The sequence below is a fragment of the Pseudomonas fluorescens genome (assembly GCF_001708445.1).
GTDB classification, from domain to species: domain Bacteria; phylum Pseudomonadota; class Gammaproteobacteria; order Pseudomonadales; family Pseudomonadaceae; genus Aquipseudomonas; species Aquipseudomonas gorinensis.
The window spans coordinates 1,938,600-1,951,822 of record NZ_CP015637.1; the positions used below are offsets into that span (position 1 = coordinate 1,938,600).

General features: G+C 61.7%; 11 protein-coding genes, 4 tRNA genes and 1 pseudogene. 11 read left to right on the forward strand and 5 right to left on the reverse strand.

Annotation, left to right across the window (positions count from 1 at the left end; genetic code table 11):
• The first annotated feature begins 59 nt into the window (after positions 1–59).
• Together A7317_RS08820 and A7317_RS08825 are read left to right on the forward strand one after the other, a co-directional pair.
• Positions 60–878 carry a DUF4892 domain-containing protein gene (locus A7317_RS08820; RefSeq protein ID WP_024074327.1) on the forward strand — a complete coding sequence of 273 codons (819 nt, stop codon included), beginning with the start codon at positions 60–62 and terminating at the stop codon, positions 876–878.
• 72 nt (positions 879–950) lie between these two features.
• Entirely contained in the window at positions 951–2,012 is a 1,062-nt protein-coding gene (locus A7317_RS08825) for an AI-2E family transporter (protein ID WP_024074328.1), read from the forward strand.
• A 31-nt stretch (positions 2,013–2,043) separates the two neighbouring features.
• On the opposite strand, the gene A7317_RS08830 is transcribed toward A7317_RS08825, so the two are convergent.
• Positions 2,044–3,078 carry a sensor histidine kinase gene (locus A7317_RS08830; RefSeq protein ID WP_069075588.1) on the reverse strand — a complete coding sequence of 345 codons (1,035 nt, stop codon included), beginning with the start codon at positions 3,076–3,078 and terminating at the stop codon, positions 2,044–2,046.
• On the reverse strand, positions 3,078–3,842 hold the full coding sequence (locus A7317_RS08835) for a response regulator (RefSeq protein WP_041161131.1): 765 nt from the start codon (positions 3,840–3,842) through the stop codon (positions 3,078–3,080). The genes A7317_RS08830 and A7317_RS08835 overlap by 1 nt, the downstream gene beginning before the upstream one ends.
• Before the next feature lie 260 nt (positions 3,843–4,102).
• On the opposite strand from A7317_RS08835, the gene pyrF reads away from it, so the two are divergent.
• Complete coding sequence (gene pyrF / locus A7317_RS08840; RefSeq protein WP_069075589.1) at positions 4,103–4,801, forward strand: orotidine-5'-phosphate decarboxylase; 699 nt, start codon at positions 4,103–4,105, stop codon at positions 4,799–4,801.
• A 62-nt stretch (positions 4,802–4,863) separates the two neighbouring features.
• On the opposite strand, the gene A7317_RS08845 is transcribed toward pyrF, so the two are convergent.
• Positions 4,864–5,871: an NADP-dependent oxidoreductase gene (locus tag A7317_RS08845; RefSeq protein WP_024074332.1), complete on the reverse strand. Its 1,008-nt coding sequence runs from the start codon at positions 5,869–5,871 to the stop codon at positions 4,864–4,866.
• Between the two features lie 292 nt (positions 5,872–6,163).
• On the opposite strand from A7317_RS08845, the gene A7317_RS08850 reads away from it, so the two are divergent.
• The 4 genes and pseudogenes from A7317_RS08850 to A7317_RS31475 all read left to right on the forward strand — a co-directional run bounded on the left by A7317_RS08850 (position 6,164) and on the right by A7317_RS31475 (position 10,623).
• The gene (locus A7317_RS08850; RefSeq protein ID WP_024074333.1) at positions 6,164–6,925 is read left to right on the forward strand and encodes an SDR family oxidoreductase; all 762 of its coding nucleotides are present in this window, start codon (positions 6,164–6,166) and stop codon (positions 6,923–6,925) included.
• Positions 6,926–7,128: 203 nt separating this feature from the next.
• Positions 7,129–8,541 (forward strand): PLP-dependent aminotransferase family protein, encoded by a 1,413-nt coding sequence (locus A7317_RS08855; protein ID WP_069075590.1) that lies wholly within the window; start codon positions 7,129–7,131, stop codon positions 8,539–8,541.
• A gap of 1,023 nt (positions 8,542–9,564) precedes the next feature.
• Positions 9,565–9,762: pseudogene (locus tag A7317_RS31470) on the forward strand (HAMP domain-containing protein); the annotation flags it as partial.
• A gap of 18 nt (positions 9,763–9,780) precedes the next feature.
• Positions 9,781–10,623 (forward strand): methyl-accepting chemotaxis protein, encoded by an 843-nt coding sequence (locus tag A7317_RS31475; RefSeq protein ID WP_371858394.1) that lies wholly within the window; start codon positions 9,781–9,783, stop codon positions 10,621–10,623.
• Between the two features lie 36 nt (positions 10,624–10,659).
• Here the strand turns inward: A7317_RS31475 and A7317_RS08865 are convergent, their stop codons facing one another.
• A complete protein-coding gene (locus A7317_RS08865) occupies positions 10,660–11,472 on the reverse strand; it encodes an alpha/beta fold hydrolase (protein WP_069075592.1) in 813 nt (270 codons plus the stop codon).
• 114 nt (positions 11,473–11,586) lie between these two features.
• The gene (locus A7317_RS08870) at positions 11,587–12,357 is read right to left on the reverse strand and encodes a hypothetical protein (RefSeq protein ID WP_024074338.1); all 771 of its coding nucleotides are present in this window, start codon (positions 12,355–12,357) and stop codon (positions 11,587–11,589) included.
• A gap of 358 nt (positions 12,358–12,715) precedes the next feature.
• Here A7317_RS08870 and A7317_RS08875 point away from each other — a divergent pair.
• The 4 genes from A7317_RS08875 (at position 12,716) to A7317_RS08890 (ending at position 13,130) form a co-directional block, all read left to right on the forward strand.
• Positions 12,716–12,791, forward strand: a tRNA-Glu gene (locus A7317_RS08875).
• 3 nt (positions 12,792–12,794) lie between these two features.
• Positions 12,795–12,870: transfer RNA gene (locus tag A7317_RS08880), tRNA-Gly, on the forward strand.
• Between the two features lie 105 nt (positions 12,871–12,975).
• Positions 12,976–13,051: transfer RNA gene (locus A7317_RS08885), tRNA-Glu, on the forward strand.
• A gap of 3 nt (positions 13,052–13,054) precedes the next feature.
• Positions 13,055–13,130 (forward strand) — tRNA-Gly (locus A7317_RS08890).
• The last annotated feature ends 93 nt before the right edge of the window (positions 13,131–13,223 follow it).

Here is a 13,223-nt window from a genome sequence, read left to right on the forward strand (position 1 = left end):
GATCTCAACACCGATCTTGAAACTGCTGTGACCTCCGATGGCCAGGGCTTGCCGATCCGATGAGCCTGCGTAAAGGATGTATCCGTGCCCTCGGCCTGTGCTGTTTCAGCCCCTTGGTGTTCGCCGCCGATGTGCCGGGAAGCCAGGATTTACCTGCCGTGTCCCGCCAGGTTGATGCGCAAATCGTCGATTACCGCCCCGCTGAAGAAAAGGAACGCATCTACCCCATGGGCGCGATCCGCAAGATCAGCGGCCAACTGCGCTACGAAGGCCAGGCCACTGCCCGCGGGCGAACCACGGCGATCACCTATGAACTGCCCGCCGAACACACCTCCAGCGCCGCTTTCACTGCCACGCGCGAAGCCTTGCAGGCCAAGGGCGCGCAACTGCTGTTCTGGTGCCAGGCCCGCGATTGCGGCGAAAGCAGCCTGTGGGCCAATGAAGTGTTCGGCAATGCCAAGCTGGTCGGCGCCGACGGCCAGCAGGAGTACCTGCTCTTGCGCCTGGCCGCCCCGCAGGAAAACTCCCTCGTGGCGCTGTACGGCATCACCCGGGGCAATCGCCGGGCTTATCTGCATGTCGAGCAAATAGACGCCGGCGCACCGCTCGGCGAGCTGCTGCCAACCTCCGCCACGCTGTTGCGAGAGCTGAAAAGCACCGGCGAACTGGACTTCCCGACCTTGGGCACAGACCCTGACGCCACCTGGTTGACCTTGATATCCCGCGGGTTGAACCTCGACACCACCTTGCGTGTCAGTTTGACCGGCCCTACTGCCGAAGCGTGGCGCCAGGCCCTGGTTGACAGCGGTGTGCGGGCTACGCGGCTGGAGACCGGCACGGATCAAGCCAAGGGTCTGCACCTGCATCTGATACGCTGACCGTAACAGGGCGAACGGACCCGTGCCGTTCGCCTAAGCTCTCCTCCTACAGCCTTTTGCTAGAGATACCCCATGCTCAATAACGATCGCCTGCTGGTGCAAATCCTGCTGCTGGTGCTGTTCGGTGCCAGCTTCTGGGTGATGGCGCCGTTCTGGTCGGCGCTGTTCTGGGGCGCGGTGCTGGCGTTTGCCAGTTGGCCGCTGATGCGTCTGCTCACCCGTTGGCTCGGCGGTCGTGAATCCCTGGCCGCCGGCATCCTGACCCTGGGCTGGATGCTGCTGGTGGCGGTGCCATTGGTGTGGCTCGGGTTCAACCTGGCGGACCATGTGCGTGATGCGGTGGCACTGATCAAGGATATTCAGGTCGACGGTTTGCCCGCGGCGCCGACCTGGCTGGGTTCGATCCCGTTTGTCGGCGAGCGGTTGGTGGCGATGTGGGACAGCATTGACCAGCAGGGCGCGGCGCTGATGGTCAGCCTCAAGCCGTACCTGGGGCAGGTCGGGAATTGGCTGCTGGCGCGCAGTGCGCAGATCGGCGGCGGCATTCTGGAGCTGACCCTGAGCCTGGTGTTCGTGTTCTTTTTCTATCGTGATGGGCCGCGCCTGGCGATGTTCGTGCACCGCTTGCTGGAGCGCCTGATTGGTGACCGTGCCGGTTATTACATCGAGTTGGTGGCTGGCACCGTGCAGCGCGTGGTCAACGGCGTAATCGGTACCGCCGCCGCCCAGGCGTTGCTGGCGCTGATCGGCTTCCTGATCGCCGGTGTGCCGGGCGCACTGGTATTGGGTATTGTCACCTTCCTGCTCAGCCTGATCCCCATGGGGCCACCGCTGGTGTGGATTCCGGCCACGGCCTGGCTGGCGTGGAAGGGCGATTACACGTATGCGGTGTTCCTCGGCGTGTGGGGCACGTTCATCATCAGCGGCGTGGACAACGTGCTCAAGCCGTACCTGATTAGCCGTGGCGGCAACCTGCCGCTGGTTATCGTGCTGCTTGGGGTGTTCGGCGGGTTGATCGCCTTTGGCTTTATCGGCCTGTTTATCGGCCCGACCCTGTTGGCGGTGGCGTACAGCCTCTTGATGGATTGGAGCGCGACCCAGGCCCAGGGGCGGCGTGATGACAAAACGCTGTAGAGGCTTGCAGTCGCTACGGCTTCAACTCCCCCTAGCGGCGGGGGAGCCACATGACGGCGGTGAGGCCGCCGCCCGGAGTGTCTTCCAGGCTCAGGCGGCCGCCGAGGCGCTCCACCGCGTCCTTGGCGATTGTCATCCCCAGGCCGACGCCGCCGGAGTTGCGGTTGCGTGAGCCTTCCAGCCGATAGAACGGTTCGAACACCGCTTCGCGTTTATCCGCCGCAATCCCCGGCCCGTGGTCGATCACGCGGATAATCAGGGCCTCGCGGCTATCCTGCAGTTCCACACGCGCCGTGCCAGCGTAGCGCAGGGCGTTGTCGATCAGGTTGTTCAGGCAGGAGCGCAGCGCCATGGGCTGCACCTGCAAAGGCGCGCAGGTGCCGGCAAACTGCACATCGGAACCTTGGTCCTGGGCGTTCTCGCTGAGGGACTCCACCAGTGCCTGGACGTCGAGCCAATGTCGGGTTTCGCTGGTGCGTTGTTCGTGCAGGTAGCTCAGGGTAGCGTCGAGCATGCCAATCATGTCGTCCAGGTCCTGGCGCATCTGGCCTTGCAGCTTGGTGTCTTCGATCTGCTCCAGGCGCAGCTTGAGGCGTGACAGCGGGGTGCGCAGGTCATGGGAGACCGCGCCGAGCATGCGTGCACGCTGGCTGACCTGCTCGCGAATGCGCTTTTGCATCAGGTTGAAGGTCGATGCCGCCTGTCGGGCTTCCCTGGGGCCGGATTCGTCGAGGGGCGGGCTGTCGAGGTCGAGGCTCAAGCGTTCGGCCGCCGCACTCAGGCGCTGGATCGGTCGGCTCAACAGTTTGGCGCCGTACCAGGCCGCGATGATCAACGAGATGAACTGAAACGTCAGCGGTACCACCGGGCCACCAAACCACGGGCGACGATGCTTGTGCAGGGGCTTCATCGTGCCATCGGGCTGCTGCACGAAGGTTTCTGCAGGCGGTGGCGGCGGCGGGCCGTAGTGGTGAAACCAAAAGAACGCCAGGCCATGGGCCAGCACAATCGCAATCAGCAACACGCCGAACAGCCTGCCGAACAGCGTGTTGAAGGTGTTGCGCATCAGCCGATATCCCGCGCGTCGAACAGGTAGCCTTCACCGCGCACGGTCTTGATCAATTGCGGTGCCTTCGGGTCATCGCCCAGCTTCTGGCGCAGGCGTGAAACCAGCAAGTCGATGCTGCGATCAAACGCCTCGATAGAGCGCCCACGGGCGGCATCCAGCAATTGTTCGCGGCTGAGCACCCGACGCGGCCGCTCGATAAATACCCACAGCAGGCGGAATTCGGCGTTGGACAGCGGTACCACCAGGCCATCGTCGGCCACCAGTTGGCGCAGCACACTGTTCAGGCGCCAACTGTCGAAGCGGATGTTGGCGCGCTGCTCAGTGCGGTCATCGCGTACCCGGCGCAGGATGGTCTGGATACGCGCGACCAGCTCACGGGGTTCGAACGGCTTGGACATATAGTCGTCGGCGCCCAGCTCCAGGCCGATGATGCGGTCAGTGGGTTCGCAGCGGGCGGTGAGCATCAGGATCGGGATATCCGATTCGGCGCGCAGCCAGCGGCACAGCGACAGGCCGTCTTCGCCCGGCAGCATCAGGTCGAGCACCACCACGTCGAACGTTTCCGCTTGCATGGCCACGCGCATCGCGGCGCCGTCGGTCACGCCGCTGGCGAGAATATTGAAACGCGCCAGATAGTCGATCAGCAGTTCTCGGATCGGCACATCGTCGTCTACGATCAGCGCTCGGGTATTCCAGCGCTTTTCATCGGCGATCACCGCGCTTTTTTGCTCGTCGTTCACAGAAGCCGAAGGGGTATGCATAGTGCGATCATCTGCCTGGTTGTAGCGGTCAGCATAGGCGCCCAGCCCCATGGCTGGAAGTGCTGCACGGTGGGTCGTGCGGGCGAGCCTAGCCTTGGGGCGTGTTGAGGGCATGTCGTGAATGTATCGGCTTTGAAACAATTCGCCGAAAAGGCCTGTCCGACGGCGCCTGGTCAGTATTTACCGATCATCGGATCCCGCAACGGCGCCGCTTGCGCTACAATCCGCGCCGATTTCGACTTGCCTGAGAGCCTATTCCAATGTCCGTCTGCCAGACTCCTATCATCGTCGCCCTGGATTACCCCACCCGTGACGCCGCACTGAAGCTGGCTGATCAGTTGGACCCGAAGCTTTGCCGGGTCAAAGTCGGCAAGGAACTCTTCACCAGTTGCGCCGCGGAAATTGTCGGCACCCTGCGTGACAAAGGCTTCGAAGTGTTCCTCGACCTGAAATTCCACGACATCCCCAACACCACTGCGATGGCGGTCAAGGCTGCGGCTGAAATGGGCGTGTGGATGGTCAACGTGCACTGCTCCGGCGGCCTGCGCATGATGACAGCCTGCCGCGAAGTGCTGGAACAGCGCAGCGGCCCCAAACCGTTGCTGATCGGTGTCACCGTGCTGACCAGCATGGAGCGTGAAGACCTGGCCGGCATCGGCCTGGACATCGAGCCTCAGGAACAAGTGCTGCGCCTGGCCGCCCTGGCCGACAAAGCCGGCCTGGATGGCCTGGTTTGCTCGGCGCTGGAAGCCCAGGCCCTGAAGACCGCTCACCCGTCGCTGCAACTGGTGACCCCGGGCATTCGCCCGGCGGGCAGTGCCCAGGATGACCAGCGTCGTATCCTGACGCCGCGTCAGGCACTGGATGCAGGCTCTGATTACCTGGTGATCGGCCGTCCGATCAGCCAGGCAGCCGATCCGGCCAAAGCGTTGGCGGCGGTAGTGGCCGAGATCGCCTGATCAGTCACCGATCAAAAATATGGGAGGGGGCAAGCCCTTCCCATATTTACAGCGGTTGTCGATCAGTCGACCTTGAGCACCAACTTGCCAAAGTTTTCCCCGTTGAACAGCTTCATCAGCGTCTCCGGGAATGTCTCCAGCCCCTCCACGATATCTTCCTTGCTCTTGAGCTTGCCCTGGGCCATCCAGCTGGCCATTTCCTGCCCGGCCGCCGCAAAGTTCGCCGCATGGTCCATCACCACGAAGCCTTCCATACGCGCGCGATTGACCAGCAATGACAGATAATTGGCCGGGCCTTTCACGGCCTCCTTATTGTTGTACTGGCTGATGGCACCGCAAATCACCACGCGGGCTTTGAGTGCCAGGCGGCTGAGCACGGCGTCGAGAATATCGCCGCCGACGTTATCGAAATACACATCCACGCCTTTGGGGCACTCGCGCTTGAGAGCGGCGGGCACGTCTTCGTTCTTGTAGTCGATGGCGGCGTCGAAGCCCAGCTCATCCACCAGGAACTTGCACTTGTCGGCACCGCCGGCAATGCCTACCACGCGACAGCCTTTGATCTTGGCGATCTGCCCGGCAATGCTGCCGACCGCGCCGGCCGCGCCGGAGATCACCACCGTTTCGCCAGCCTTGGGCGCGCCGGTGTCCAGCAGGGCAAAGTAGGCGGTCATACCGGTCATGCCCAGCGCCGAGAGGTAGCGGGGCAGGGGCGCGAGTTGCGGGTCGACCTTATAGAAACCACGCGGCTCGCCCAGAAAGTAATCCTGCACGCCCAGGGCACCGTTTACGTAGTCCCCCACTGCAAAGTTCGGGTTGTTCGAGGCAATCACCTTGCCCACGCCCAGCGCACGCATGACTTCGCCGATACCGACGGGGGGAATGTAGGATTTGCCCTCATTCATCCAGCCGCGCATGGCCGGGTCGAGGGACAGGTATTCGTTGTGCACCAGCACCTGCCCTTCCTGGGGCGTGCCCACGGGCACTTCCTGGTAGGTGAAGGTTTCCCGCGTGGCTGCGCCGACCGGGCGTTTGGCAAGCAGGAACTGGCGGTTGGTCTGGGCGGTCATGGCAAGGACTCTTTAGAAATGAACCTGAGTGATAGACCCAAGATGGCCTGGAAGCAAGGTTGTCCGAGGCGGGCGAATGCCCTGTCTCTTATACACATCTCCGAGCCCACGCCTGGAAGCAAGGTTGTCCGAGGCGGGCGAATGCCCGCCGATAGGCCGTGATGATAGTGATCCACGACGCCTTATCACTGCGACGCATACAGCCTCAACCGGCCTTCTGATAGTGCTGACGCGCCTATCCGGCTGTTGGCTAGACTCGTCCCACGGTAACTTTTCCCAAAGGACATCCTCCATGAGCATGACGTTTTCCGGCCAGGTCGCCCTGGTCACTGGCGCCGCCGCCGGTATCGGCCGCGCGACCGCCCTGGCATTCGCAGGTGAAGGCTTGAAGGTCGTGGTAGCCGACCTGGATGTGGCAGGGGGCGAGGGCACCGTCGAGCTGATCCGGCAGGCCGGTGGTGAAGCGCTGTTTGTGCGTTGCAACGTCACGCTTGAAGCGGATGTGCAGCAACTGATGGCGCAGACTGTCGCCGTGTATGGCCGCCTGGACTATGCCTTCAACAATGCGGGCATCGAGATCGAGAAGGGCAAGCTGGCCGACGGCAGCCTGGATGAGTTCGACGCCATCATGGGCGTCAACGTGAAAGGGGTTTGGCTGTGCATGAAGTACCAACTGCCGTTGCTGCTGGCCCAGGGCGGCGGTGCGATCGTCAATACCGCATCGGTGGCGGGGTTGGGCGCGGCGCCGAAGATGAGCATCTACGCGGCCTCCAAGCATGCGGTGATCGGCCTGACGAAGTCGGCGGCCATCGAATATGCGAAAAAGAAAATTCGTGTCAACGCGGTATGCCCGGCGGTGATTGATACCGATATGTTCCGCCGTGCCTATGAAGCCGACCCGCGCAAAGCCGAATTTGCAGCGGCCATGCATCCGGTAGGGCGCATCGGCAAGGTCGAGGAAATCGCCAGCGCCGTGTTGTACCTGTGCAGTGATGGGGCTGCCTTCACAACTGGCCATGCGCTCGCGGTGGACGGTGGCGCGACGGCAATCTAGGACTCCGTGCAGCGCGCCATTCGAAAAGGCATGAGGCGCTGTGGGGCGTTTCCAGAGCTGGCAAAGCGCCGCGTGTGAATGTGTATCACCAGGTAAATAAGCTAATAAAATCAATACTTTAATAAAAGTTGTCGGCCGGTTTGGCTGGGCTTCTGTGCTTAACTGTTTGAGGTTGAATAACAGACAGTTGAAGTGAGTGGCTCATGGATTTAGGGATCGATCGACAAGCCCTTGTACCGGTGGTGCAGCAAATCGTCAGTGCGGTGGCGGAATGGATTCGCAAGAGCGGGGTCAGCCCCGGTACCCGCTTGCCGTCCATCCGCCAGTTGGCCCTCGACAACTTGCTCAGCCAGTCCAGTGTCATCGAGGCATTCGAACGCATGGTGGCCCAAGGGGTGCTGGCCTCGAAACAGGGGGCGGGGTTCGTGGTCGCGCGTCCTCCCACCGTCCACGAATACCACTGGTATGAAGGCGCGGAACGGGAATGGGGGGACTTTACCGATAGCCCATTGGGTGAACTGAAACTGGGGTGTGGCTGGTTGCCGGACGCCTGGCGCGAAAGTGATGACATCAGCTATGCGATTCGCGAAATCTGTCGCACCGATACCGGCGGTTTGTTCAACTACAGTACGCCGCTGGGGTTGCCGGCGTTGCGCGAGCAGTTGCTCAAGCGCCTGACCCAGATCCGCGTGGCCACCAGCCTCGATCGCATTCTCACCACCCAGGGCGCCAGCCATGCCCAGGACCTGTTGATACGCACCTTGCTCAAGGCGGGCGACACCGTCGTGGTCGAGACCCCAGGCTATGGCAACCTCTATCGCCAATTGGCGCATCATGGCGTCACGTTGCTGGAAGTGCCTCGGACCCGTGGCGGCCCGGACATCCCGGCGCTGGAGGCGCTGCTGCAACGGCATCACCCCACGTGCCTGTTCATCAACAGCCTCTATCACAACCCCACCGGCACCAGCCTGTGCCGCGCGGTCGCCGAGCGTTTGCTCGAACTGGCACGCCGCGAGGATTTCCTGATCATCGAAGAGGATGTCTACGGCGACCTGCAACACGCCAGCTGCACGCGACTGTCGGCGCTGCCCCATGATGACCGGGTCATCTATGTCTCGAGTTTTTCCAAGACCCTCAGTAGCGCCTTGCGGGTGGGCTACCTCAGCGCCAGCACCGCGCTCATTGCCCGCTTGGCTCACCTCAAGACCCTGACCGGCATCGGTACTTCGCGCTTTGCCGAGGCGGTGGTGGCCACGTTGCTGGCCAATGGTACCTACCGCAAGTGGGTGCAGCGCCTGCGCAAACGCCTGGGCACGCAGATGACCGCCACCTTGCAGGTACTGGAGGATGAGGAATGGCAGGTGTTTGCCGTGCCGGCCGGCGGGATGTTCCTGTGGGTGCGGCCTGCCGTGGCGGATCGTTCGCGGCTGCAGGCATATGCGCGCAAGTTCGGCGTCTTGTTGTCACCGGGGGCGCTGTTCAACCCGACGGGTGAATCCAGTGAGTGGCTGCGCATCAATGTGGCCTATGCTGATGATCAACGGGCACTTGCGTTATTCCGCGCCTTGGGCCCTACCAGATCGACCTCGACCATTCTGAAAACGACGAGCGTGTAGCTTTTTGCCATTATTCCGGCGCCAACAGCTTGTGCTCAATGCCTTGGGGTTGCGAATCTCGCTTCTTGTAAACCGGGCTTATGGCATCTGCCATTGCAAGAGGATTCAAGTGCAATGATTTCGGCCGTGCAACGACGTTTCGCCAACCTCGGTATGGCGAAAAAACTGGGCTTGGGCTTCCTTCTTGTCCTGCTGCTGACAGCTTTGGTGGCGGCCATCGGTGTGTGGTCCCTGCAAACCGTTGGCCAGCGTTTCGAAGGCCTCAAGGCAATGTCTTCGCTCAACAACGGCCTGTTCAAGGTGCGCTTGATCGAGCAGGACTACGCGCTGCACGCCGACCCCAAGGCTGTCGATGCCCTGCATGAGAGCGTCGACGCGTTGGCGGCGCTGGCGGCCAGGCTCAAGGCAGAGTCCGCCGCCAATGTGCCAGTGATGACCGATGTGGAGCAGGCCCTGGCGGCTTATCGCAAGGCATTCGATGAGTTTGTCGAGCTGACCCAAACCAAGGACCTGGCCCTGGAAATGGCCACTTGGTCGGTGTCCAGCGTGGCCAATAACCTCGACGTGTTGCAGGCCGGCCTGGCGGACGATGGCGCGTATGGTCTCAAGGAGAGCCAGGGCAAGGAAGGTGCCGAGTTTATCGAGCAGGCGGGGCAGGTCAGCCAGGTCTCGCGCCTGATGTTGCAAGCCATGAACGAAGCCCATGTGCGCCTCGACCAGAGCCGCAAGGCCGACGCCGATGACTCTCAGCAGGGCAAGATCGAGCAGGCCGACCAGGCCCTGGCCCAGGTCGAACAACTGAAAACTTCGGTCAAGGACCCGGGTTACCAGACGGTGCTTAACGAAGTGTCCGGGCATATTGCCTCGTTCAGTGAAAAGCTCGGTGAATACACCGGCCTGCTGGCCCAGGAAAAGGTGGTCTACAAGCAGTTGCATGACCGCGCCGATCAAGTGGTCAGCCGAGTCAACCAGGCCTACGCCACCGAAGACCAATCGATGCAGGCGCAACTGAAGGAAAGCGCGATGTTGATCGTTGGCTCGTCAGCCTTGGCATTGTTGGTGGGGCTGATCGCTGCCTGGGTGATCACCCGGTTGATCGTGGCGCCGCTGCGCAGTGTGATTGCGGTGGCCCAGCAGATTGCCGCCGGAGACCTGAGTGGGCGCATGGAGGTTGATCGCCGCGATGAGATCGGCCAACTGATGCAGGCCATGCAGCAGATGGGCAATGGCCTTAGCCACATGGTCAGCGGGTTGCAGGCGGGTATTGAGCAACTGGCCAGTTCGGCGCATACGTTATCCAGCGTGACTGAGCAGACCAACGTCGAGGTCAGCAGCCAGAAGGAAGAAACCGAGCAAGTGGCGACCGCGATGAACCAGATGACCGCCACGGTGCACGATGTGGCGCGCAACGCCGAGGAGGCTGCACAAGCGGCGCAGACGGCGGATGACAAGGTCGACAGTGGCCAGCAGGTGGTACGCCAGAGTTTGCAGCGCATAGAGTTGCTGGCCACCTCCAGCGCCCACGCCAGTGCCAGCATCGACAGCCTGAGTACGGAAATCCAGAACATCGGCACGGTGTTGAGCGTGATCAAAAGCGTGGCCGAACAGACCAACTTGCTCGCCTTGAATGCGGCAATCGAAGCGGCCCGAGCCGGCGAGCAAGGCCGTGGTTTTGCGGTGGTGGCCGATGAAGTGCGCGCGCTGGCCAAGCGCACCCAGCAGTCGACCGAGGAAATCGAGCGTCTGGTCAGCACTCTGCGTGCTGCGGCGCAGTCGTCGGTGCAGCAGATCCAGCAGAGTGGCGAGCTGGTGAAACTGGCGGTGAGCGATGCGCTGGAAACCGAAAGCGCCTTGGGCAGCATTGCCGTCGCGGTGTCATTGATCCAGCAGATGAACCAACAGATCGCCGCCGCTGCCGAGCAGCAGAGCTCGGTGGCCGAAGAGATCAATCGCAGTGTCACCAGCATCCGCGCGAGTGCCGATCAATCGGCATTGAGTATGCAAGGCAACGCCGCGTCGAGCATCCAGCTGGCGCAGTTGGGGGCGGAGCTGAAGGGGATGGTGGGGCACTTCCGCCTTTGATCGCCGCGTGCTGGCGGCGATCAAAGGGCAGGGCAATCAGGCGTGGTTGGCGAGGAAGGTCAGCAGGGCTTCATTGACGAAGTCCGGATTCTCCCGGCTGGAGATATGCCCGGCGTTTGGGATCAGGGTCAGGCCGCAGCCAATCAACTTGGCCATGGCGTCGGACTCGGCGGGTGGGCGCGGTTTGTCCTGCTCGCCGCACATCACCAGGGTGGTGTCGGCATCCAGGCGTGGCAATTGCTCCAGCACATCCGAGCGGCTGAAGATCAGCCGGCCCAGGGGCACGATGCTGTGCAGCAGGCGTTCCCGGGAGAATGACTGCAGGGCCCTGCGATAGTCCTGGTACAGCGCGGATTCGCGGTCGATGCCGGGGCGGAAGAAGATCGGCGCGATGACATCCAGCAAGGGCTCGGGGATCGCGCCGGTGTCTTCGATCATCTTGAACAGCGAGAAATAGTACTGGCGCGTGGCTTCGGGCTCGGCGCCGAGGTAGGTGTCCATCAGCACCAGGCTGTTGACGCGCCCAGGTGCCTGCAACGCCAGGCGTGCGCCCCACATGCCGCCGACCGACAGGCCGACCAGGTTGACCTGGGCAATTTCCAACTGGTCGAGCAGGGCCAGGGCCTGGCGCGCCAGGTCGTCGAGGGAGCGGGTTGACGCGGGCAGCGGGCCCGACTCGCCGTGCCCCCACAGTTCGGGGACGAGCACGCGGTACTGTTGCGACAGGGCTTCAATCTGCGGCGCCCACATATCGCGATCCCACAGGTAGCTTGAACCCAGGAGCACCGCTGGGCCGGTACCCAGGTCGAGATAGTGCAGCGGTTGTCCATCAATCACGGCGACAGGCATAGCAGGCCTCTAACTTCACGGAGTGAGGGGCACTTTTTTACGCTAGTCGAGAGCGGGGGGATAGGTACAAAGTGATGGCATGTGGCGACGGCGGTCGCCACATGGCGGTGGGGATCAGTCGTAGATGACTTTCTTCTTCCACTCGGCGTCGGCGTCGACGACTTTCAGGCCTTCCGTCAGTTCGTTGACTTCGTCTTCGGCAGGCTTGCTGTTGGTCAGCACCGTGGAGTTGGCGCGGGCCAGCTGCGACTCCAGCAATTGCAGCTGCGCACTGTACAGCACCGGTTCGGGCTGTTTGCGCAGGTACTGTACGCCACGTTCGAAGGCCAGGCGTGCCTGGCCCGGCTGGCCTTGCTGCAAGGCATGCTGGCCGAGGTTATTGAAGAACTCGATATGCAGCAGCACCAGGATATGCCGAATTTCCTTTATCCAGTGCTTGGCCTCGTTGGTCGGCAGGAAACCATCCTGGGCGGCGCGGGTCACCTGGCCGTGCAGGGCTTCCAGCAGGAAACGCACGTCCTTGGCCTTGGTTTCGGTCTGGATCGGGGCGGGCGGGTTGTTGACTGGAATCGACTCACCCTGGGCCACCAGGGCATTGAGCTCGGCGATCCGTGCCTTGACCGCGGCGTTGGTCCTATTGAGGTGCAACAGGCGTTGGTTGACGTTGAGTTCCAGGCGGGTCAGCAACAACTTGAGCGCCGGGGTCATCAACTGGCCAGGGAAAGTCTCGGTGATTTCACCGCAGCGACGCAGCCGATCATTGAGTTCGATCTCGGTGCGCTTCTTTTCCAGTTTGTTGTTTTCCACCACGTGGTTCATGTAGCCAATGGCGATCAGTATTACGATCCCGGCTATTACCAGCAGGGTGATCATGAGTGGTGTCACCGGTGTGACCTCTTTATAGGGTTTGCTGTTGAGTGTAGTGACTGGAACAACCGACGGATAGGACTCTTCGACCAGTTGCCCAGGTAGTTTCTTCTATATAGGTCAGCGCTCCCTGCATGGATGCACATTGCCATCATTTGCTGGAGCGAACTATAGCGTCTTGTAGGGCGTCAGAATATAGGCGTCAAGGGGCGGACGGGCAGAATGCCTGAGCAGGCCGGTAAACGGGGGCGAAGTCATTGATTTAAATAAATTTATCCTTGGGGGTTGACGACCTTTCAATCCATCCATAGAATGCGCGCCACTTACAGCGTAAAGCACACAGCGAAACGCGGTAGGGAGTGAATGTTGTACGTGTGTCCCCTTCGTCTAGTGGCCTAGGACACCGCCCTTTCACGGCGGTAACAGGGGTTCGAGTCCCCTAGGGGACGCCATTTGCGGGAATAGCTCAGTTGGTAGAGCACGACCTTGCCAAGGTCGGGGTCGCGAGTTCGAGTCTCGTTTCCCGCTCCAATTTTTAAGCAGTGTTGCCCTCGGGCGGCACTGAGTGAAACCAGGACCACATCTTCGGGTGAGGCCTCTGGGCACTGGAATACACACCATGTGTTTCAGTAGCGTGTCCCCTTCGTCTAGTGGCCTAGGACACCGCCCTTTCACGGCGGTAACAGGGGTTCGAGTCCCCTAGGGGACGCCATTTGCGGGAATAGCTCAGTTGGTAGAGCACGACCTTGCCAAGGTCGGGGTCGCGAGTTCGAGTCTCGTTTCCCGCTCCATATTCAATGAAAACGCCGATCAGTGATGATCGGCGTTTTTGTTTGCGTGGGATTTATGCCGGCCGAAAAAGCCCGCCATCGCGGCGGCCTCAT